Genomic DNA, 22,686 nt, shown 5'->3' on the forward strand with positions numbered 1-22,686 from the left:
TACAGCGAAAATGTTCAGCTTCTTTAAGAAAGTTTAAACGTTCGAGCATGGTATTCAGCGCTTTTTGATCTTAATCCTAAAACCGCTATCTAATGAAATTCTGGCATATATGAAAACCTTCCCTAAGATGTTAAATAACTAACACATTTTTCAAACAAGCTTGCAACAAAATTGACAATAAACTACAAAATTTGTATCACAACATCACATTCTTGAAATTTATTGCAATTAAACAAAGCATTGCATGGAGTAAATGGTAAATATCGAATATAATTTGACCTTTGAAACCGTGCCGGCTTCGCCTTAAATAATTGTTTTACCGATTTTCGAAATTGTATTACCGATTCAAATAAAGCAGTGCCTGCCTGTACCCTGGGAAACTTGATGACCACCACATCTGAAATTACATTTAGAGATTTAAACTTACCTGAAGAACTACTGCAAGCACTAGACAAAGTCGGCTATGAAAAACCTACACCTATTCAAGCAGAATGTATTCCACTTATTATTGCAGGACACGATGTATTAGGAACAGCGCAAACAGGTACCGGTAAAACCGCTGCTTTTGCCCTTCCTATGTTAGCCAACATTGATCCTGATGACAAAAACACCCAATTATTAGTGTTAACCCCTACTAGAGAACTAGCGATTCAGGTTGCAGAAGCCTTTCAGGTTTATGCCAGTTTTTCTAAGAAAATTAACGTTTTGCCTATTTATGGTGGTTCATCTTATGATAACCAGATTCGTCAACTAAAACGTGGCACTCAAGTTGTAGTAGGTACACCAGGGCGCGTAATAGACCATATTAAAAAAGGTACTCTTAAACTTGATAAATTAAAGTTTTTAGTACTTGATGAAGCTGATGAAATGTTACGCATGGGTTTCATCGATGACGTTGAATGGATCTTAGGCCATGCTCCAGCAGAACGTCAAACTGCGTTATTTTCAGCGACTATGCCGGATCCTATACGTAAAATAACAAAACGTTATTTAAATGACCCTAAATCAGTCAAAATTGAATCTAAAGTGGCAACTGCTAGCACTATACGACAGCGTTACTGCCAAGTAGCTGGACACCACAAATTAGAAGCACTAACCCGCATATTAGAGGTGGAAAGCTTTGATGGGGTGATCATTTTCGTGAGAACTAAAACCGCTACTATGGAGTTGGCTGAAAAGCTTTCTGCACGAGGTTACGCGGTTGAACCACTTAATGGTGACATTCCACAAAATTCACGAGAACGTACTGTTGACCGTTTGAAGAAAGGCAAAATCGATATTTTAGTTGCTACCGATGTAGTAGCTCGAGGACTTGATGTTGAACGTGTTAGTCACGTAATCAACTTTGACGTACCTTACGATACAGAATCGTATGTTCACCGTATCGGTCGAACAGGACGAGCAGGCCGTGAGGGTGATGCAATATTGTTTATCTCGCATCGTGAAAAACGTATGTTATTTTCTATTGAGCGCGCCACTAGACAAACAATTGCCCCCATGACTATCCCGTCTATCTCACAATTAAACGAAACGCGTTTGTCTCGTTTCAAAAGCAGTGTGATTGAAGCGATAGGTGATGCTTCAATTGAGACTTTGATCCCCATTGTTGAGTCAATTCAAGCTGAAACCGAAGCTGCACCTGAAGTCATTATGGCTGCGTTAGCCAAGATAGCTCAAGGTGACGAACCACTTATCCTCAAGGATAGTGACCGTCCTGATTTAAATGCTAATCCCCCAAGAAATGACCGCAACGACAGAAATGATCGCGCACCAAGAGACCGTGGTGCACGTCCTGAACGTGGTGGCGAACGTGGTGGCGGTGAGCGTGTTAAGCGCGAACGTAAATCTGGTCCGCCTAGTGAAGGTATGCAGCGTTATCGTATCGAAGTGGGTCACACCCATGGTGCTAAGCCAGGTAATATCGTAGGTGCTATCGCCAACGAAGCAGATATTAGCAGTAAAAATATTGGTTCTATTGAAATTTATGATAATTTCAGCACAGTAGACTTACCTAAAGACATGCCTCAGGCGACACAGGACACGTTACAAAAGACGCGTGTTGCAGGTCGAAGTCTTGGACTACGTGAATGGTCAGAGCAGCCACCCAAGAAGCGTGGCAATCCAGCAAATCGTGACTAAGTATTAACTTATAATGATAAATAAAGGAGCCTAATGGCTCCTTTATTTTTGCAAAAAATACTAGATCATGGTTTTTTAATAACCTAATGGAATATAAACTTAGTTTTAATTGGTTTGCACTTTTGCCTTGAAAGGGCACACTTGTTGTATTATTCCAACAAGTACTGATAAATGAAATATTTCCCAATATTTTTAGATACCACAGATCTAACCTGTTTAGTGGTAGGTGCCGGAGAAGTAGCCGCTCGTAAAGTTGAATTACTGTTAAAAACGTCTGCACATATTACCGTCGTAGCACCTTGGGTATGTGATACGGTGCAACGATTTGCTAAGGAAGAAAAAATTCAGCTCATCGTTAGACCTTATATTGTTTCAGATATGAACGACAAACAAATAGTCTTTGTAGCCACAGATAATAGTGAATTAAACGAACAAATTCATGACCAAGCTCGGAAACAAAAGATTTTAGTCAACGTGGTGGATAACACCCCACTTTGCCAATTTATTACTCCATCCATCGTAGACCGTTCTCCCATCATTATTGCTATGAGTAGCGGTGGCGTAGCGCCAGTATTGCTCAGATATTTAAGACAAAAACTTGAATCGGTTATCCCACAAAAAGTGAGTTTATTAGGGTTATTCTCAGAAAAATTTAGGGAGTCAGTGAAAAAACGTTTTCAATCAGTCACTGAAAGACGTTATTTTTGGGAGGATGTATTAGATGGCGACATAGCCGAGAATGTGTTGCAAGGCAACGAAAAAGTCGCTGAACAGAAGTTTTTAGAAAAATTAAATGCACCAGATGCTAGCAAAACGGTGGGCGAAGTATACTTAGTAGGCGCAGGACCCGGCGATCCAGATTTATTAACATTTAGAGCATTACGTTTGATGCAGAAAGCTGATGTTGTGGTCTATGACCGTTTGGTTTCTCCTCAAATACTCGAGCTAGTAAGGCGTGATGCCGAAAAAATCTATGTGGGTAAAGCCAAAAGCAACCACACTCTGCCACAAGACGAAATCAACGAATTATTAACCAAACAAGCTTTAGCAGGCAACAGAGTCGTAAGGCTAAAAGGTGGAGACCCTTTCATTTTTGGTAGGGGTGGTGAAGAACTTGAAACCTTAATCGAGCATGGGATCAGTTTTCAGGTCGTTCCGGGAATTACCGCAGCAAGTGGAGCGGCCAGTTATGCCGGTATTCCATTAACACACAGAGATCATGCTAAATCAGTAGTTTTTGCCACAGGTCACTTACGAGACAATAGCATCAACTTAAACTGGCAAGGGTTAGCTCAAGCAGACCAAACCATAGTGTTTTATATGGGATTAACTGGCTTACCCATTATTTGTGAACAGTTAATTAAACATGGACTGGCTTCTTCTACACCTGTTGCCATGGTGCAATCTGCCACCACAGCACAGCAAAAAGTAGTGATTGGTACTTTAGAAGATATTCAGCGAAAAGCAGAGGCGGCAAAGATAAAACCACCAGCTTTAATCATCGTGGGGTCGGTAGTGAATTTACATAATAAATTGAATTGGTTTAGACAGGGGAGTTAGACTTTAGACAAGAAACCATAACAGCCGCTATGTTCTAGTACCAAACATTTGATTCACTATAGTTTTCAAAAATTACAGCAGTTAATTTTTGCAGAAAATTCAAAAACAGCCCTAATTTTAATCCTATTGAACGACAACTAGATGCAAATTGTCGTCATTAAGGTTCACAGCAACAAAACAAACGTGAACAGGTTGTGGACCTAATAAAGTTTGCAAAACTCCGTTGAAATCACAATTGATGGCATCAGTAAATATTAGACAGAATGTTACCAACAAATCACTCACGGAATCTAAAATGTATATATTTCAATGCTTAATTATTTTTACACTTGAAAAAAGCATTAGATTCTAATGTCATCACTGGCATACCATGTTGATTTACAATCTCATAATTCACACATATTAAACCCACGCCAGGTTTACTCTCAGATAATCGGCAATGACTCACACAACTTTTTACACTTAGAATATACCCTGGATATACAGGTTTTAACCACTTGAGATTATTAATACCAGGTGATCCAAGTGAGCCATGTTCTTCTGGTAAATTATCAATCAGCATACGCATAAACATTGAAGCGGTATGCCAACCACTTGCACATAACCCTCCAAACAATGACTGTTTCGCCGCCTCATCATCTAAATGAAAAAACTGGGGGTCATATTTACTAGCAAATTCTTTTATCTCACTTTCAGTTACCTTATAAGCACCAAACTGAGATACTTGGCCAGGTTGATAATCTTCAAAATACATACGTTGCCCTATAATTTGATGCGTTAATACTCAATCAATATTTATTATCGATACACCTAAAATAAATATCTCAAAACTAGAATTGAATGAAAATTTCAAATATAGTCACTTGATTATGCAAGATCTAAAATATAAACAATCAGCTATACCCGATTTATTGGTGTCTCAAAACTAATTTATTAACAAATGCAGTTTATAAATCCCAAAATAAAAATTCACTCTTAAAGTTCCAGTTGCTTGCACTTACAAAAGTTATTAAGCATGTGGATAGATTCTACTTTTATACAACTGGAATACGTCGTTAAGCTGTGTCTTATGTAAAAGGCAACACACATACAATAGGCTATTTACCATATTTTGTATGCGTGACTCTATTATGAGTTAAGACTGTAATAGTGATTCAAATCAACACATATTTCGATGGGATCAGCGAACCTTTTCTGTCTCTCCATTATCAACTGAATCTGATGCATCCGTTGACTCAGCAGCAGTTTTACTCGCTACAAGGGTAGCTAAAGTATCGCCAGAAACAAGTTCTTCAAGGGAGCCGCCAAGACCTAACTCGTTTAGCAAAGCAGTGACAACAGGAGCTTGGGCTTTATAACCTAATGCAGCGTTTGTCAGCTGCGACATAGGATCACTGCCCGACGCCGAGCCTCCCGTTACATTTGAGGTACCAGAAGGCACTCCACCATAACCTTGAAGTATTTTAATACCTTCAATATTTTTAAGAGGTTCAACGGCTTGAGCAACCACCCGTGGTAATGTTTCAAGTGTGGCGAGTATTCGACGAAGTTCAACTTGTTGTTCACTCAAAGCATTATCAGCTTCATTGAGCATACGGCGACCTTCAGCATCAACAGCATATTGCCTCTCATCTGCTTCAGCTTTCATTATGATTGCATCCGCATCAGCTCTAGCAACGATCAACTTGGCATCAGCATCATCTTGAGCTGCTTTTTTAGTGGCTTCAGCAGCAACAGTGATACCTACGGCTTCACGCTCAGCCACCTTGCGTGCGTCAATAACTTCAATTTGTTTCTGGCGCTCGGCTTTAGCAACCTCACCGGCGGTGATTACGCCTTCTTCTTTGATCACTCTATCCTGTTCTGCTTCTGCGGCCTTAGCACGCGCAGCAGATTCTGCTTCTGACTTTTCAGCAATAATAATTTGACGTTCCTGCTCAGCAACTTCAAGGTCACGCTGTTGATTGATTTTCATTTTATCAATCGCTAATTTCTTTTCAATTTCTGCCGCTTCAATAGTACGACTTTTCTCAATTTCAGCTGCTTCAATAGCACGGTTCTTTCCAATTTCAGCTTCACGCTCTTTCTGCTCTTGCTCTTCACGCTTAGCAGCTATTAAAGCTTTCTGCTCAGCTTCTTTAACTTGTATTTCCTGCTCTTGGGCAATTTCAGCTTCACGTTTTTGTTGCTCAATGGCGAGTGAATCTTTTTCAGCTTCAAGGTTACGTTGCTCAATAGCAATGCGATTCTCTTGCTCAACTTCATTAGTACGCTGTTTACGGCCTTCAATAGTCTCTGCAAGTTTTGCCCGGCCCTGAGCATCAAATGCGTTATTTTCATCGAAATACTCAAGTTTAGTCTGATCAAAACTAGTGAGTGAAACTGACTCAAGCTCAAGACCGTTTTGTGCCAACTCGTCAGCAATTGCATTTTGCACAGCAAGGATAAAATCAGGTCGATTTTTATGTAACTCATCCATTGACATCGAAGCAGCTGCTGAGCGAAGTGCGCCAACAAACTTAGATTCCATTAGTTCTTTCACTTTATCAGGATCATCTAAGCGATCACCAAGCGCTTGGGCGGCTTTAGCAATGGAGTCAGTATCACTAGCTACACGTACATAAAAATCAGCGCCGACATCGACACGCATACAATCTTCTGTGATGAGTGCTTCGCCTTCTCTTTTTTCAACACGAATACGCAGGGTACGCATATTGACTCTCATTAGCTCTTGAAAGCCAGGTATCAACATTACGCCACCTGTTGTGATGACTCTTTCACCACCCAATCCAGTTTTCACTAAAGCCGAGTCCTTGGTCGACTTTTTATACATCCTCGATAATAAAAATCCAACAATGAAAAGTACAAGTAATAAGATACCTGCGGCTATTGCGTAACCAATAATGTTACTTAATTCCATTTATAATACCCCGTAGTAGATTGTTTGAATGTGTAAAGTTTTGAACGTTTACAATAAAATTATGCAAAATACGGCCTAGTTTTCATATGGGATAGCGAGCCAAATTGCGCTACCTTTTATTTGTTCAACCAAAATAACTTGGTCGCTCTGATTGAGGACAACACCATCGTCCATCGCTTGTACTCGAACATTGTGAGAGGTGTGATACTCATCAAGTACCACACCCATGGCAAATTTTGTGAACGTTGCATTACCAATTGTTATCTTGGCAACCCTTCCTGAAAAAGTGTCAGTACTAACAGCTGTTGTTTCGAATCGAGGAAAGGCTTTGGCAAACGCTTTGCACAGCGCCCCATTTATTATAAAAGACACAATAGCCACAGGTGCGATGCTTAACCAAATTGGTATTAACCCTGTTATAGAATTAGATATTGCGTTGGCGGCGTATCCGAGTGTTGAGAACAAGCCAAAAAAGAATGTTAACCAGATAATCAACGGCACTTTACCCAAACCTAAAAGGCTAAGGTGACCACCGACATCGGTATCTACATCAAAATCAATTAAGCTGTCGAAGGAATGACTTAGACTCATACCTATTAGCAATCCCAACACTTCAAAGACAAAAAGTATTACCAAAAAAGAAAGTGCAAAAAAATATGGAGCATTAGCTTCGTGAGTCAAAAATTCGAATACCATACTGTGTCCTTACAAGCTTTGATTTAATTATCATAAACGATGCAGATTTTCTATTCAACTTACTCAGTCTTAGGTTATGTAAGTTGATGTTTATGTCATATAGAACAGAATTAGGGAGTAACATTACGCGCAAGTTACATTAAGTAAATTAACAAAATCCCCCTTAAAAAATAGTTTTAATACAAACCTCCATTCGAGAATGTAAAAACAACATAGCCTGTATAATTAGCAATTGCTCAGCACTTTAATCACTCACGACATTAGGATATTTTCCGCAAATATTTTTAATTTTTCATCTGCAAAAAACTTAGCTTTTCTGAAGGCCAAGCTCATGGGTGTAACATTAAATTTAAAACAACCATGCTTTGGTCGCAAGTAACACTCGCAACTAACACTCGCAACTACTTTTAATCTACCAATACCGTTCCAAAGATATTTGCCCAGGTGAACGTCTAAGATGTTTAGATAAACCCAACTCAATTAGGGTTTGAGTCGCCTCTTCAATCATAGCTGGATTACCACACAACATTACTTGGCTATGGTCTGCATGAATATCCAGACCTACTTGTTGTTGAATAAGTGATGTTTTAAGTAATAACGGGATACGCCCGTGTAATCTATCAGCCATACTTTCACGGCTTACGATTGGCACAAAGTGGAACTTATCTGGGTATTGTTTAGACCAAGTGGCAATCAACTCTTTATAAGCTAGATCATCTTCATAACGAGCGCCGTAGACCAAAACTATATTTTCATAATTATGCCAAACTTGTTCTGTGGCTAAAATAGACAAAAAAGGTCCCACTCCGGTACCTGTTGCCATTAACCATAAATCACGACTCTTCGGCACTTCGTCAAGGATAAGAAATCCTGTTGCTGGTGACATGATTTTTAAAGGCTCACCGATTTGTAGCTTGTGTAACTTAGGAGATAAAGAACCATCTTCAACAGGTACAGCAATAATCTCTAACCCATTTTCGTCAGGTCCGCTGACAAGTGAATAAGGGCGAGATATTATTTTACCATCGTGTTCAATGCCTATCTTGGTAAATTGTCCGGCCTTAAACTGAGGAAACTCAGTGCAAGAGAACCGTAAACTAAATAAATGGTCATTCCAATCGGTTCTATTCACCACTGTTGTATCTAACCACTGTGCCATGTGACTCTCCAATTTGTAAATTATCTAAAATATCATAAGCGAATCTTAACAAAATTGGCTATTATTCCCTCCAATTAAGGATATGCTTGTAGCCGAATTCCAAGATGGAAAAACAACTCTTTATTAATTGGATGTTAAATCCTGCTCACAGAATGACATTAACTTATGTGATTTCACTAACAATTATTGCCGCTTTGTCTATCTTTGTGCATTTTACATTGGATAAAATAATTATTGAGCAAATTGTATCTGGTAAACTTATTAATGTAAGTGGGCAACAACGGATGTTGTCACAACGCACCGTTTTGTATACAAATGAATATATCGCAAGAGGTGTTGTTACCGACAAAAAAAAAGCACTATTTGCCCTCAACAAAATGAACAAAAACTATCATTATCTGCTCAAAGAACATTTTGAAAAATTGAAACAAAATCAGGTATCTCCGCTTTCAGAACCTATGTCTGCACTATATTTTTCTGAACCTCATAATATTGCTCGAAAAATGACTGAATTTTCATCATTAATCAATCAAATACTAGATCGCCCAAGAAGCTCTATAGATACTCAAAGCAATCTTGAAGGTTCAATCTTTTTATTCATGGCCAAGGAGCAAATACTAAATAGTTTCAACATTACGGTGAAACTATATGAAGTAGAGAGTAACCAGCAAATTCATGAATTGCGCACTACCCAGCAACTGTTACTAATTATCATCATACTGACCATTCTTATTGAATGTTTATTTTTTATTACCCCACTATCTATTAAATCTAATCGATATTCTAAAAGTTTATATGAGGAAGCCAACCACGATTATTTAACGAATTTACTTAATCGCCGCTCTTTTGCAGTTTTAGCCAAGCAGTTCGTTGCTATTAGCAAACGTTATCACTCTGACTTGTCTGTCATAAGTTTTGATATAGACCTATTTAAATCCATTAACGATAAATATGGTCACGATCTGGGCGATAAAGTTATTCAAAATGTTGCCGGCACTATCCAAGAAAACTGCCGAGACTCTGACTCCGTGTTTCGTTTTGGCGGTGAAGAATTTTTGATATTGTTACCTAAGACATCAATGTCAGAAGCAATCAAACTGGCCGAAAAAATTCGTAGCACTATTACCAACTCACCCACTTTAGCGGATAAATTGATTATTGAAGTTACTGCTAGTGCAGGGGTATCACAATGGGACAGTGAAGAAAAAAATATAGAAAGTGCCCTGAAGCGGGCAGATGATGCTTTATACCAAGCAAAGAAACAGGGCCGCGATCGAGTCGTAGCAGGCTAACCTGGCTTCTCAGTTAGCCGATCATAAGATGTGCCGAGTACCAAAAAAGCTATAACAATTTCAAGTTCCTTTTCATATTCCGTAAACTTACATTACCAGAGCCGTCATATTTTCATTTAAAATCAGTGGCATCGTTAAGACTGATATTAGCAGACATGTTTTTTGCGTATATATCGCCTGAATAATTATCAATATTTAAGCCACCCACTAGACCTTTTAGATTGATCCCACCACAGCGATCATCAATGCAAACGTCACCACGTAAATCTTCGACCACAACATCGCCAGAAAGATCTTCAATTTTCACACGACCTTCAATGTGACTCAAATCGATATCACCCGAGCGGTCATTTAAGGTAAGTCCATTACTAATGGCTTCAATTAAGATACCACCACACCTATCATCTATTAACAGGGCCAAAGTAGATGGCATGCGGATCCACAGGTTAATTACTGCATTGTTGTATTTGTTGTCATTAAATTGAGCAATAAGTCGCACTTTTCAGCTTCTTTTTGAAGGCTAAGAACATAATCATCATTCAATTTTTCACCAAACGCCAAAGCAATCCCTTGGCTGAAAAGTCTTACTAACAATACTAAATAAACAATCGTTGATCTTTTTTATAATGAGAACATTTCTACTTTTATTTAAGGGGGGGGCTATTTTTTATCTCGCCAAAAATGTCAAAAGGGTTTAAATAACTATTTGTTTAAGTTTTTCAGCATAAAGATATATAAATTAGTTAGTACAGTAATTGTCATTCTCAATTTTTCAGCAAAATCTTTGGAACTAGGGAAAACAAAATTAGCATCAGTGCTTGATTGATTTTCCCATTATTCATAAAAATATGCATAAAATATTTTCAGGATCTTGATACACAGCATGGCTTATACAACCTGTTTCCTTGAACAAGTGAGCAACATGTTTTTGACAGATCTGCATAGCTTGATGCATGCTGACATCCTTGTTTCACAAATTCCCTGTAATAATGACATTTACAGCTGACTTTATAGTCTTCTATCTAAGTTAATAGATTAAATAATAAGGTCTGGCATAATCGTAATTAAGGTACCCAACTGCATATCTAATGACTAAAGACTTCTGCACAAATTATAAAAATTGGCAATTTTGGATTGATCGCGGTGGCACTTTCACAGATATTGTTGCACGACATCCAGATGGCACACTGCTATGCAAAAAATACCTGTCTGAAAATCCAGAAGCCTATGATGATGCGGCTGTATTTGGTATTAAATCAATTCTGGATATCCACCAATCTGATCCCGTGCCTGATGGACTAATCGACAAAATCAAAATGGGTACTACAGTTGCGACTAACGCTTTACTAGAACGTAAAGGTGACAGTGTGCTACTAGCGATCACAAAAGGTTTTAAAGATGCACTTGAAATTGGGTATCAAGCACGCCCTGATACCTTTGCCTTAAGGATTGAAAAACCAGATATTCTGTACACTCAGGTCGTGGAAATAAATGAAAGAGTCACTGCTAAGGGTGAAGTCTTACAAGCACTGGATATTGAATTAACTAAAAAAGCGTTGGAAAGTGCTTTTAACCAAGGTCTAACGAGCATAGCAATAGTCCTAATGCATGGTTACCAATACAGCCAGCATGAAAAACAGCTGATGCAGTTGGCCAAAGAGATTGGCTATAAACAAATTTCAGCCAGCCATGAAGTCAGTCCTCTACAAAAGCTAATTTCCAGAGGTGAAACCACTTTAGTGGATGCTTATCTCACCCCTATACTATTAAGATACATACAAAATATTAGTAAAGGGCTAAATCAAAAAACGCCAGCACAATTGTTATTTATGCAGTCATCTGGCGGCCTTACTAGCGCAGACACGTTCCGCGGGCGAGATGCGATTTTATCTGGCCCTGCAGGCGGCATAGTGGGTGCAGTGCACACCGCTAAACTAGCAGGGTTTGATAAAATCATTGGATTTGATATGGGTGGTACCTCTACCGATGTATCTCACTATGCTGGCGAGTTTGAGAAAGCCTACGAAACACAAGTCGCGGGTGTGAGTATGCGTGTACCTATGTTACACATCCATACTGTAGCTGCCGGTGGTGGTTCAGTCTTACGTTACGAGGATGGACGTTTTCGGGTCGGCCCTGAGTCTGCAGGCGCCGTTCCAGGACCAGTATGTTATCGACGTAATGGCAAACTTGCAGTGACCGACATTAACCTGTGTTTAGGAAAAATTCAGGCTGATTTTTTCCCTAATATTTTTGGCCCAGAACAAAACCAGCCTTTAGATAAGACAAGTTCAGTACAAGCTTTTGCAGACATCGCGAAAATCATTGACGATGGACGTTGCGCTGAAGACGTAGCGGAAGGTTTTCTAGCGATTGCTATTCAACACATGGCGCAAGCCATCAAAAAAATATCCATTGCCCGTGGTTATGACGTGTCCAATTATGTGCTGAACTGTTTTGGTGGTGCAGGTGGACAACATGCTTGTTTGGTGGCTGAAAAGTTAGGCATTAAAACTATATTTTTACATAGTTATTCTGGCATATTATCAGCTTACGGTATGGGATTAGCCGATATACAAGTAGAGCGCCAGAAGGTAGCAAGCCCACTGATTCAAAGTGGTGACATGCAGGCCATTGATATGGCTGTTGAGCAACTTAAACTAGCTAATATGCAAGACTTAAACAGACAAGGCTTAAACAATAACCACATCACTCATCACTGTACTGCTTTACTCAAATACCTCAATACCGACACCAGCCTTAACATCCCCATAGATACTTTTGCAGCCATGCAACAAAACTTTAAAGAACAGCATGAACAACAGTTTGGCTTTAGTGGGACCGCTCTCAGTGGATCTGCCGGCAGTGCGCCTAGTAAAGCCATAGTGATTGATACTTTGATTGTTGAATCTTTTGGTGGCGCCGAAAAAATTTCAGAAGCCAAACAAACGATAACCAGCGACGTGCCCATAAAAATACAAAACGTTAGGCAAATTTATAGCCAGGGTGAATGGTTAGAGACCCCTGTCATAAAGCTATCCTCACTTAAATTTGGTCATGAAGTAACTGGCCCAGCTATTATTGTTGAGTCTACAGGCACCATTATTGTTGAAAAAAACTGGCGAGTGAAAGTCAATGTTAATGGCCATTTGGTGCTTCACTTTGAGAAAGTAAAAACGACATTAGACTCAGTCTCATCTTTATCTTTATCCTTACAACAAAACACGCTAGGTAAGGCAGACCCAGTCACACTAGAGCTATTTAACAGTGCTTTTATGAGCATAGCGCAGCAAATGGGCATAGTGCTGCGTAATACGTCACAGTCAGTTAATGTTAAAGAACGTTTAGACTTTTCCTGTGCCATTTTTGATGCCACTGGGAACTTGATTGCCAACGCACCGCATGTGCCGGTGCATTTAGGCTCAATGGATGCCAGTGTCAAAGTGATTATTAATGGTACTCAATCCATCAATGCAGGCGACGTATTTGTACAAAATAACCCCTACAACGGTGGCTCTCACCTACCCGACATTACAGTTATTACCCCAGTATTTGACTCGGCTAACGCTAATATTTTATTTTATGTCGCCAGCCGTGCCCACCATGAAGACGTAGGAGGTATTGCACCGGGTTCCATGTCTTCGCTGGCCACAGATATCCACCAAGAAGGCATATTACTAGACGGCGTAAAACTAATTGAACAAGGGCATTTTCAAACTGAGCGTATTGAAAAGCTTTTTTCTTCAGGTGATTATCCAGCTAGAAATATTGCCCAAAATATGGCTGATTTAATGGCGCAAACCGCTGCTAATAAAACAGGTGTAAATGAATTACTGAAGCTGGTCGAGCAGCATAGTCTTAAAACCGTTTATGCTTATATGCAACATATCCAAGACAGCGCCAAAACCTCAGTACAAAAAGTGCTGGCTAGATTACAAGATGGTGAGTTTAGTTACCCGTTAGAATCGGGTGCCACCATTGTTGTTAAAATCATTATTGATAAAACCAAATTAAAGGCATGTATTGATTTTACAGGCACAAGTGAGCAACAAAACAATAATTTGAATGCCCCAAAAGCCATAACTCAAGCTGCTGTGATGTATGTATTTAGATGTTTGGTTAACGATGATATCCCGCTTAACGCAGGCTGCATGCAAGCGCTAGATATTATTGTGCCTGAAGGCTCGTTACTTAATCCATATTTCCCGGCGGCGGTAGTAGCAGGTAATGTTGAAACTAGCCAAGCGGTGACCAATGCGCTATTTGCTGCCTTAGGTGTATTAGGTTCAAGCCAAGGCACTATGAATAACCTCACCTTTGGAAATGAACGTTATCAGTATTACGAAACAATTTGTTCCGGCAGTCCTGCGGGAGTTATGCCTTCAGGGGAAGGTTTTAATGGTGTAGCCGCAGTGCATACCCATATGACAAATACCCGTATGACCGACCCCGAAATACTAGAGCAACGTTACCCGGTGATCCTCAAAGAATTCAGAATTGACCGCAATTCAGGTGGCAAAGGTAAATACAATGCAGGAGACGGTATTACTCGCACCATTACCTTTTTAGAAGATATGCAGTGCTCGATTTTATCAGGACACCGAATAACCCCACCCTTCGGTCTTAACGGCGGTGAAGCGGGACGGATTGGACGCAACTGGTTAACAAAACCCAACGGCGAGCATCAATATTTAGCAGGATGTGAGCATACTACGGTTAACGCTGGGGACAGTATATCTATTCAATCACCCACTGGTGGAGGGTTTGGAAAAGCCGATGGGTGATGTACCCGCCTATCTCATAATAAGAAACAAGTAAGTTAAAACCTATGTTAAAACGTATTAAAAACATCGGCCCAGGTGCCTTAATTGCGGCTGCGTTTATTGGCCCAGGAACCGTTACTGCTTGCACATTGGCAGGAGCAAATTACGGCTACACCCTGCTGTGGGCTCTACTGTTTGCTACTGTCGCCACCATTATTTTGCAAGAAATGTCTGCTCGATTGGGGTTAGTCACCCAACAAGGTTTAGGCGAAACACTGCGAATTATGCTGAATCAGTCTGTCTGGAAATGGCCACTATTTAGTTTGATTATGGTGGCTTTGTATCTGGGTAACGCAGCTTACGAAGCCGGCAATTTATCAGGCGCAGCATTAGGCATTCAAGCACTAACAGATGAAAGACGGTCGCTTTACCGCATTTCTGTTATCGTAATTTCGCTGTTAGCGGGTATTTTATTGTGGCGCGGTTCATATAAACAGATTGAACGTATGTTACTTGTGTTAGTGGCGATTATGGCACTAGCATTTATTGCCACTTTTATCTCAGTAGGACCAGACTTAACGGCGCTTTTTAAAGGACTTACCACACCCAACATTCCAGACGGTAGCCTATTAACCGTTATCGCTCTTATTGGTACAACAGTCGTGCCCTACAACTTGTTTTTACATGCCTCTGCGGTAAAAGCTAAGTGGTCATCGATTAACGATTTAAAACATGCTCGTGCAGATACTGCTACCGCCATTGGACTAGGTGGTTTGATTACAATATTGATAGCTTCCACCGCCGCAGCCAGCATCTTTGGCAGCGGTTTGAACATATCAGGGGCCGGCGATATGGCGACACAATTGGAGCCACTATTCGGTTCACTTTCAAAAACCATGTTAGGCATGGGCTTTTTTGCAGCGGGTTTAAGCAGTTCAATCACTGCCCCTTTAGCTACCGCCTATGCAGTGACAGAAATATTAGGGATCAAAGGCGGCACTTCGTCGCGAGTCTTCAAACTAATTGCCCTAAGTGTAATTTTTAGTGGTGCATCCTTTGCGTTAACCGGCATCAAACCCATAAGTATTATACTGACCGCACAATTTGCTAACGGATTATTATTGCCTATTATTGCCATGTTTTTGCTGGTTGTGATGAACCAGAAAAAACAGTTAGGGCAATACGTGAATAAATGGTTAGGCAATACGTTGGGTGCAATAGTCGTGATAGTGACTGCAGGGTTAGGTATCCGGTTGATAATGAGCGCTACTGGGGTGCTTTGACCTGTAACGTCAATATTGCTTGAAAGAGCAGAATTAATCGAAAACTAATCTGAGTCAAAAGCAATGTTGAACTGCCTTAATGGGAGTGGGAGTGGGATTGGGAGTGGAAGTGGGAATGGGAATGAGAATGGGAATGGGAATGAGACTATGGCCTTAAGGTGATAATTACTTAACTTACATAACACTCAAAATCGATCTTTACAAAGACACCCAAAATAATACGTTACCCAATCACAGCATGATCAACAATCACAAAGTAGTGGGTAGCTTTTCATTTAACGTTTTAAAGTGAGGAGTTTGAGATTGTTTAGAATTTGACAAAATGATTTGAATTAAATGGGTCGTCCAGCTGCAAAATGCAGGCAATATGGATGAGCACACGTCGTACGAAATTTATCAAACACCTCATCTTATAAACTTAAATAAAAATCTTAAAATACTAAGTTGATTTTTAGTTCATAAGTGGCTTTATGAAGCAGGTCGAAAGTTTTTATTCATTTGTATGAGTCAATGGATATTAACTATAAATTGACTTGTCCGTTGAATTCAAACAAAGCGTAACAACGTTTTAGCTACCATAACTTGAATATGCTGATGACCTGTGTGTTCTTTAAAATGGTTCATCGATTGCTTTGTTCTTTCGGCATAACAAAATGGTTTTTCAAACTCGGTAGTGAGGGTGAGCCCTGTTCGTCTGATTCGCCTAAATTTTTCAGAATGGGTTGTTGTTGATCGATATGTTCTGCTTTGTCATTTCTGATTATCTTGCCAGTATGTCGACTATCTCAGAGTAATCTTTGAGGGGAAATATGATACTTTTAGGCATATTTTGTTTTATCGACTTTAATCGCTTTTTAATGCCGGTGTGATTTGAAGTTTCTAGGGTCCTCGCCATTTTGGTTCGAATAGGATTAAGGTCAACATAAGCCATACAGGACAGTAATGCAGCTTCATCTAACAACGCTTGAGATTTAAACCTTCCTTCCCAGAACCTGCCCTACATTCATCCTCTTTGTTGGCTTGCCGGGCAATGTACTCATTTAGATTTCGCATCAGCCAGCTAATGTCATGAAACGTCTGCGATATTCGGTAATGGTGTCATCTAAGGTGAGCTGCTGGCCTTGGCTTATGGGAACTCATCTGGCAAACATTTGGTTGAGTTATGTGCCTTTGTGTAGGCGATGCCAACGCTAAACAACGTCATAGTCTGACCACTCTTGGGTTTACTTCACATCCTCATGCAACACAACATGTACGTGATTAACCATCACCGCATAGGCACCCTAATCTATGGCGAACACGGAAGATAAAAATAACAATCATTTTTAACCAGGCCGCAGCGGTGTTAATAGCTATATCCAGAATAATTATCTACACCCCACAAAAAAAGCGCCTTACGCAACGGGAAACGCGAGATAATTAGGAAGATCCAATCAACTAATTTGACAACTACGAGGTTGGGGCACAACGTCAATCCTTTGATTTGTTTCCTCATCAAAGCCTAGCCTAGCTTATCTTGATAAATAGACAGACTGTTATGGGTGGCTTGGTAATTATGTTCAGTGGACAGGCCGTGAAACAATTCGCTCGTTTGCACTTAAAAATATTGGAGAGTTCGCTACTATGTTGTCATTTTAGTCCGACAACAGAATGGCGGCATTTATCGCACAAGTCATAAGCGACAATAAATTTTGAACATGTTTTTCAGTCGTTTCGTATTGATTTTTGTTAGTTACAATCTCAACTAGAACGCAACTTAGTCAAATTGACTCTGAACCTTTAATTGGCTCAGACCTTTTATTTCTATTTTTATTTTTATTTTTATTTTTATTTTTATTTTTATTTTTATTTTTATTTTTATTTAGAAATAAATACTACCATTTACGGTCTAGTTACTTATAAGTTACAAAAAGAGGCGCCTTATGAACCGAAGAAAATTTATCACGTCAACTATTGCAGTGACCGCAAGCCTAGGATTAGGTAGCACCATGTTTTCGGCTTTTGCTGAGCCCGCGTTCAAAAAAACCAAAACTGCGCTCGCAGTACAGCAGGAATGGCGCGAGTTGCTTCCTAAAGGTTACAACGACAGCTTAGTGTTAACGCCTATTGAATTGAGTGAGCAAGAATGGCAACAGCGTCTTAGTTCAGCTGCCTTTAAAGTGCTGCGAGATGAGCAAACAGAGCGGCCTGGTTCCTCTGCCTTAAATGAACAGCATAGTGAGGGCGTGTATGCCTGTGAAGGGTGTGATTTGCCGTTATTTACGTCAGCAATGAAGTTTGAAAGTGGTACAGGGTGGCCTAGTTTTATCACACATATACCTGGGCATTTGGCGACTAAAAGGGATTATAAAATGATTTGGCCACGAACCGAATATCATTGTATACGCTGTGGTGGACATCAGGGCCATGTGTTCGATGATGGCCCTAAACCCACTGGTCAACGCTGGTGCAATAACGGTGTGGCACTGAAGTTTATAGCGATGAACCCCAGCTAAGTATAATTGATTGACCAAAAAGTAGGTTTTAACCAGCTAACACCATGGAAAATGCTGACCTTGCAAACCCTACCAGAACGTTACTAAAATAAATGTAGTCGGTAAATGAACACTTCAAACATGACAAAATTGATGTCGGGTTCATTGACATTTTACCGACATAAAAACCAGTCATTCGATTAATCAAACGATACTGACTGGTCATCGTTAAACGGAATAGTTAAACGGAATAGTTAAACATCATAAATCAACAAGACACACTTCGTAACAGTAATGCCGTCTCTTTTGCTCGAAGGTGGCTGTCAGAGTCGAACATACCAAAATAACGTCTTGCCCTACCACACTGATGGGGAGACCTATATTTGAGTCACCATAATCTGATATCAAAAATTAGCATGCGCTAATCTGAGAGTGTTCCCTAACTGTGCTTTAGTTAATGTTAGAATAGCCGTTCGCGCATCAGCACTAATATCAATAAAACGCAGGGCAACGGTAACCGACAAGATACTTAAAACAACAATCACAATAATAAGTTCAATTGGAGTAAACCCCCTTCTTATTATTTCCGAAAATCTTATAGTGACCCAAAACTCCAACCTCAACCCTCAACCCTCCAAAGCACTTTAGCAAGAAAACACATAACTACCTCATATTAATGATAATAGAAATAAATAAAGAGTCTAAAAATAGTAAAATAGCGCCCTGTTCTTTTCAAAAAATCTACGTTGACAGCGTTCATCAACATGACGTCCATTTTGATAACCGTATAAATTTTTGTCCGAACTATCAATCATCATGAAGCCACGATTTAATTGAATATTATTTAAGAGAAGTGTTTTATTTTCATATTTTTTTAGAAATATTATGAGGAGGGTAAAACAGAGCTGCTGAAATCTGTTTCTTTCCTCGATGTGAAGTTAATGCCATCCCATATCAATAGGATGGCATTAATAAGTATTGTTAGTTACAAATAATCAGCTACTTAATTTTAGTATTTGGTTATTAACAATTTACCACCCACACTGACGGTCAGCATTTTGCTCATCTAACCAAACTTTCAGAGGTGCAAAATACGCCTCAATAGTGGATGCATCCATATCTCGGCCACCCGTCATTGTTTGCAAAGCCTCTTGCCAAGGCTGACTCTTACCCATTTCAAGCATGTCATTTAAAGCTGTTCCAGCATCTTTACTGCCAACAATTGAACAGCGATGCAATGGCTCTTCACTGCCAGCAATATCGCACAATGCTTTATGAAATTGGAATTGTAAAATATGTGCTAAGAAATAGCGTGTGTAAGACACGTTGGCAGGCACATGATATTTAGCACCTGGGTCAAAAGCATCAGCATCTCTGCTTACAGGAGCAGATACGCCTTGGTATTTTTCACGCAGTTCCCACCACAACTCGTTGTATTTATCTGGCGTGATGTCCCCTGCTAAGACCTGCCAGCGCCATTGATCAACCATTAAGCCAAAAGGAATAAACGCGATTTTATCAAGCGCTACTTTTAATAACATACCTATGTCGTTTGAAGTGTCAGGAATGTCATCGATTAATCCGAGGCCTTTTAAATACTTGGGAGTAATCGACAAAGCAATAGTGTCACCAATTGCTTCGTGGAAACCGCTATTAGCAGAACCACGATAAAGAATGGGAAGGTCTTTATATGCACGTTGATAATAATTGTGACCTAACTCGTGGTGAATAACGTTAAATTCTTCACCGGTTATTTGAATACACATCTTAATACGCAGATCTTCTTTACTGTCTATGTTCCAAGCAGATGCATGACATTGCACATCACGTCCAGGTGGCTTTTGAAACATTGAACGTTCCCAGAACGTTTCGGGCAATTGTGCAAAACCCAAGGATGAGAAAAACGCTTCCGCTTCTTTGACCATTCTAATTTCATCGTAGCCTTGGTCAGCCATTGCTTTTGTGACATCAGGGACGTTCATTTCTTGTTCTGGTTTCACAATGTCGTAAATGTTACCCCAGCTTTGCGCCCACATATTTCCTAAAAGATGTGCCGGAATAGGCTGGTCTAGCGGCACAGTCTCTTCACCATAATGCTCAGATAACTCGGCTCGTACATGGCATTGCAAGGCTTCATAAAAAGGCTTTACTTGGCCCCAAAGTCGGTCTAATTCTTTTGGGAATTCAGCGGCTGGCATGTCATATTTAGCACGCCATAATTCAGAAGTATTTGCAAAACCTAGCTCTTTAGCACCTTCATTAGCAATCACCACTTGCTCCGCATAAATACCTTTCATGGGTTTTGAAATTTCGCGCCAACCTTGCCAATATTCTTGAAGTAATTCAGGATCACGGCTTGTGGCCATTTCAGCGCTCATTTGCACTAAAGACAAACAAATACCATCATCTCTACAGTACTCACCAGCCCCATAAATGCTGGTCATTTCAGAACCAATTGCTGCAAGTCGTTCAGCCTTTACAGGGTCTGCAGGTGGTGCTATTTCAAGTGCAGCTTTTAGGAGTTCTAATTGGCGTCTAGTATCCGCGTCAACTTCTACATCGTTAAATTTGGCTGCTGCAACGGCATACTGAGCGCTCAATACCGATGTTTGCTCTTTAAAATATGCGTTGACTTTGCCAGTATCGAAATTGATATGGGTTGCATAAGCCCATGAAGCGTGGGCTGCAGGCGTTTCTATCTTTTCCATTTCACTGGCATATTGTCCTAAAAATTCATTTGCGTCTGCAGCCGTTAAGGTCACAGCGCTGATAACTGTTTCAGGCTTGCTTGTGGGAGCGCAAGCAACGCAAGCAGCCAAAACGGCGACTGATATTAGGGTTTGTTGTATTATTCGCATTATTTTCCCTGTCGTTTTTTATAGTAATTAGACATTAAAAAAAGCAGAAAGGACAATCAATGAAACCTGACTTGGTAAGCGTCGCACTGATGATTTCTGTTACTAGTAAATTACAGTCATTGTTGAACAAAGACTGCAAATGGGTCAAGTCATTTGATCATTAAAACTATTCAAAAAATGTTAAAGATCTTGATGTGTTTTGAATTTAAAAGAATGGCATTAAAGGGATCGTTGTCAATTTAAATAACAGTTTTCTCGCCAACTTGTGGGGTGTTAAGAGAGGTTGAAAATTGATATTGCTCAAATCAGATATTAAGCAGTACACAACGTTAACCAGGCATCTGACGGGTTAACGGAAACGCCGGGTGCATTGAGCTCGTTATAAAACACTTGCCCATGACTTGGTTTATCTAAACCGATCAGCGCTCTTAACTCAGCGCTCTTAACAATGATGTCTTTCCAGCTTACGTCCGGCCTAACTTCATATTGAACGGGCCAGCGTTAAACCTGAGTGTAATGTCTTACAGATAACTGTGCTCTTCCACCATCAAGCTAACATCTTTTAATTCTAGCACCAACTGACACTGCGCCACTTTTATTTAGTAAACAAAAACATAACAGAATCAATATTGTAGCAAGTTGCTTTATATTGATATGTATTCATAAACCTCAACACATTTCTATAAATGCATCGACAAAACGTTGCGGAGACTCAGCGTCCATATTGAAATATAGCGATGGCTCGATTAGCTCAATTTCTATGACCGCAAACTCACTTTTATGTCGTACTAAATCTATGCGTGCGTACAATACATCTGCGGGTAAAGCTGCTAAACAGTGTCTTGCAGTAGTCAACATCTCTTCGCATGGTTGAATTGATTTGAGTTGTCCTCCATGCTCTTCTTGTACTCTGAAGTCACCTAGTCCAGGCTGTTTTAAAATACTATGACTATATTGCCCAGCAAAATAAAAAAGTGAGTATTCACCTTCTTCAATTATACCATTTAAAAAAGGCTGCAACATAAACTCACGTTCAGAAAAAACAGTTTTCAATAGGTCTGATTGTTCTTCAAGAACTTCTGCTGTCATCCTGTATGTATGATCTGCGTTAGCACTAACTAAAGGTTTTAAGACTATTTCTGATGTATTAAAATGACTAAAACCAAGTTGCAATTCAGCTAATGAAAAAGAGTCGAACCAGAGTGTAGGTACAATATTAATACCTTGATTTTGTAAATCTTTTAAGTAGCTTTTACTGATGTTCCACTCAACAATTTTTAAGCTGTTTTGTAATTTAGCGGATGAGGCCTCAATACGTTGCAAACACGCCATAAAATCTTCAACATCATCCTGATAATCCCAGGCCGTACGGATTACCACTACATCATAAACATTCCAATCAACATCAGTTTTTCGCCAAGATACCTCCTCAACTAACCAACCAGCCACTTTTAATGGTTCATATAACATTTGGTCGTGATGAAAGAAATCTTCGAGACTGTCCATAGATAAAAATGCACAATGTTTCATAAGTGTCTTCCC

14 protein-coding genes and 1 pseudogene are annotated in these 22,686 nt (G+C 39.8%); 6 read left to right on the forward strand and 9 right to left on the reverse strand.

The features are described from left to right. Window positions 1-384 precede the first annotated feature (384 nt). Both QZ562_RS01730 and cysG read left to right on the forward strand, forming a co-directional pair. Entirely contained in the window at window positions 385-2,139 is a 1,755-nt protein-coding gene (locus QZ562_RS01730; protein ID WP_293756122.1) for a DEAD/DEAH box helicase, read from the forward strand. A 171-nt stretch (window positions 2,140-2,310) separates the two neighbouring features. Further along, on the forward strand, window positions 2,311-3,699 hold the full coding sequence (gene cysG, locus QZ562_RS01735; protein WP_293756124.1) for a siroheme synthase CysG: 1,389 nt from the start codon (window positions 2,311-2,313) through the stop codon (window positions 3,697-3,699). Window positions 3,700-4,012: 313 nt separating this feature from the next. Here cysG and QZ562_RS01740 read toward each other — a convergent pair whose 3' ends face one another. From QZ562_RS01740 to QZ562_RS01755, 4 genes are all read right to left on the reverse strand, one after another. Further along, the gene (locus tag QZ562_RS01740; protein ID WP_293756126.1) at window positions 4,013-4,453 is read right to left on the reverse strand and encodes a MaoC family dehydratase; all 441 of its coding nucleotides are present in this window, start codon (window positions 4,451-4,453) and stop codon (window positions 4,013-4,015) included. 426 nt (window positions 4,454-4,879) lie between these two features. Beyond that, window positions 4,880-6,619 carry a flotillin domain-containing protein gene (locus QZ562_RS01745; protein ID WP_293756128.1) on the reverse strand — a complete coding sequence of 580 codons (1,740 nt, stop codon included), beginning with the start codon at window positions 6,617-6,619 and terminating at the stop codon, window positions 4,880-4,882. A 75-nt stretch (window positions 6,620-6,694) separates the two neighbouring features. Beyond that, window positions 6,695-7,315 carry an OB-fold-containig protein gene (locus QZ562_RS01750; protein ID WP_293756130.1) on the reverse strand — a complete coding sequence of 207 codons (621 nt, stop codon included), beginning with the start codon at window positions 7,313-7,315 and terminating at the stop codon, window positions 6,695-6,697. 412 nt (window positions 7,316-7,727) lie between these two features. Further along, window positions 7,728-8,474, reverse strand: coding sequence for a ferredoxin--NADP reductase (locus tag QZ562_RS01755; protein WP_293756132.1), 747 nt, complete (start codon window positions 8,472-8,474; stop codon window positions 7,728-7,730). Window positions 8,475-8,578: 104 nt separating this feature from the next. On the opposite strand from QZ562_RS01755, the gene QZ562_RS01760 reads away from it, so the two are divergent. Beyond that, on the forward strand, window positions 8,579-9,766 hold the full coding sequence (locus QZ562_RS01760) for a diguanylate cyclase (protein ID WP_293756134.1): 1,188 nt from the start codon (window positions 8,579-8,581) through the stop codon (window positions 9,764-9,766). Between the two features lie 112 nt (window positions 9,767-9,878). Here the strand turns inward: QZ562_RS01760 and QZ562_RS01765 are convergent, their stop codons facing one another. Next, window positions 9,879-10,265: a hypothetical protein gene (locus QZ562_RS01765; protein ID WP_293756136.1), complete on the reverse strand. Its 387-nt coding sequence runs from the start codon at window positions 10,263-10,265 to the stop codon at window positions 9,879-9,881. A gap of 589 nt (window positions 10,266-10,854) precedes the next feature. On the opposite strand from QZ562_RS01765, the gene QZ562_RS01770 reads away from it, so the two are divergent. Beyond that, window positions 10,855-14,550, forward strand: a complete 3,696-nt coding sequence (locus QZ562_RS01770) for a hydantoinase B/oxoprolinase family protein (protein WP_293756138.1) — start codon at window positions 10,855-10,857, stop codon at window positions 14,548-14,550. A 44-nt stretch (window positions 14,551-14,594) separates the two neighbouring features. Beyond that, on the forward strand, window positions 14,595-15,812 hold the full coding sequence (locus tag QZ562_RS01775) for an Nramp family divalent metal transporter (RefSeq protein WP_293756140.1): 1,218 nt from the start codon (window positions 14,595-14,597) through the stop codon (window positions 15,810-15,812). A 546-nt stretch (window positions 15,813-16,358) separates the two neighbouring features. On the opposite strand, the pseudogene QZ562_RS01780 reads toward QZ562_RS01775, so the two are convergent. Beyond that, a pseudogene (locus QZ562_RS01780) lies at window positions 16,359-17,245 on the reverse strand (transposase). Between the two features lie 489 nt (window positions 17,246-17,734). On the opposite strand from QZ562_RS01780, the gene msrB reads away from it, so the two are divergent. Then, window positions 17,735-18,307 carry a peptide-methionine (R)-S-oxide reductase MsrB gene (gene msrB, locus QZ562_RS01785; protein ID WP_293756142.1) on the forward strand — a complete coding sequence of 191 codons (573 nt, stop codon included), beginning with the start codon at window positions 17,735-17,737 and terminating at the stop codon, window positions 18,305-18,307. Between the two features lie 383 nt (window positions 18,308-18,690). On the opposite strand, the gene QZ562_RS21205 is transcribed toward msrB, so the two are convergent. From QZ562_RS21205 to QZ562_RS01795, 3 genes are all read right to left on the reverse strand, one after another. Further along, entirely contained in the window at window positions 18,691-18,909 is a 219-nt protein-coding gene (locus QZ562_RS21205; RefSeq protein WP_363315311.1) for a prepilin-type N-terminal cleavage/methylation domain-containing protein, read from the reverse strand. 408 nt (window positions 18,910-19,317) lie between these two features. Then, complete coding sequence (locus tag QZ562_RS01790) at window positions 19,318-21,144, reverse strand: M2 family metallopeptidase (RefSeq protein WP_293756144.1); 1,827 nt, start codon at window positions 21,142-21,144, stop codon at window positions 19,318-19,320. A 669-nt stretch (window positions 21,145-21,813) separates the two neighbouring features. Beyond that, window positions 21,814-22,674 carry a hypothetical protein gene (locus QZ562_RS01795; RefSeq protein ID WP_293756146.1) on the reverse strand — a complete coding sequence of 287 codons (861 nt, stop codon included), beginning with the start codon at window positions 22,672-22,674 and terminating at the stop codon, window positions 21,814-21,816. Window positions 22,675-22,686: the final 12 nt, after the last annotated feature.

The organism is uncultured Paraglaciecola sp. (assembly GCF_913058035.1).
Taxonomy (GTDB): Bacteria; Pseudomonadota; Gammaproteobacteria; order Enterobacterales; family Alteromonadaceae; genus Paraglaciecola.

Bases quoted from the DNA above. Each gene is read 5' to 3' on its own strand.
- QZ562_RS01730 (WP_293756122.1), top strand. From the start codon at position 385: ATGACCACCACATCTGAAATTACATTTAGAGATTTAAACTTACCTGAA.
- cysG (WP_293756124.1), top strand. From the start codon at position 2,311: ATGAAATATTTCCCAATATTTTTAGATACCACAGATCTAACCTGTTTA.
- QZ562_RS01740 (WP_293756126.1), bottom strand. From the start codon at position 4,453: ATGTATTTTGAAGATTATCAACCTGGCCAAGTATCTCAGTTTGGTGCT.
- QZ562_RS01745 (WP_293756128.1), bottom strand. From the start codon at position 6,619: ATGGAATTAAGTAACATTATTGGTTACGCAATAGCCGCAGGTATCTTA.
- QZ562_RS01750 (WP_293756130.1), bottom strand. From the start codon at position 7,315: ATGGTATTCGAATTTTTGACTCACGAAGCTAATGCTCCATATTTTTTT.
- QZ562_RS01755 (WP_293756132.1), bottom strand. From the start codon at position 8,474: ATGGCACAGTGGTTAGATACAACAGTGGTGAATAGAACCGATTGGAAT.
- QZ562_RS01760 (WP_293756134.1), top strand. From the start codon at position 8,579: ATGGAAAAACAACTCTTTATTAATTGGATGTTAAATCCTGCTCACAGA.
- QZ562_RS01770 (WP_293756138.1), top strand. From the start codon at position 10,855: ATGACTAAAGACTTCTGCACAAATTATAAAAATTGGCAATTTTGGATT.
- QZ562_RS01775 (WP_293756140.1), top strand. From the start codon at position 14,595: ATGTTAAAACGTATTAAAAACATCGGCCCAGGTGCCTTAATTGCGGCT.
- msrB (WP_293756142.1), top strand. From the start codon at position 17,735: ATGAACCGAAGAAAATTTATCACGTCAACTATTGCAGTGACCGCAAGC.
- QZ562_RS01790 (WP_293756144.1), bottom strand. From the start codon at position 21,144: ATGCGAATAATACAACAAACCCTAATATCAGTCGCCGTTTTGGCTGCT.
- QZ562_RS01795 (WP_293756146.1), bottom strand. From the start codon at position 22,674: ATGAAACATTGTGCATTTTTATCTATGGACAGTCTCGAAGATTTCTTT.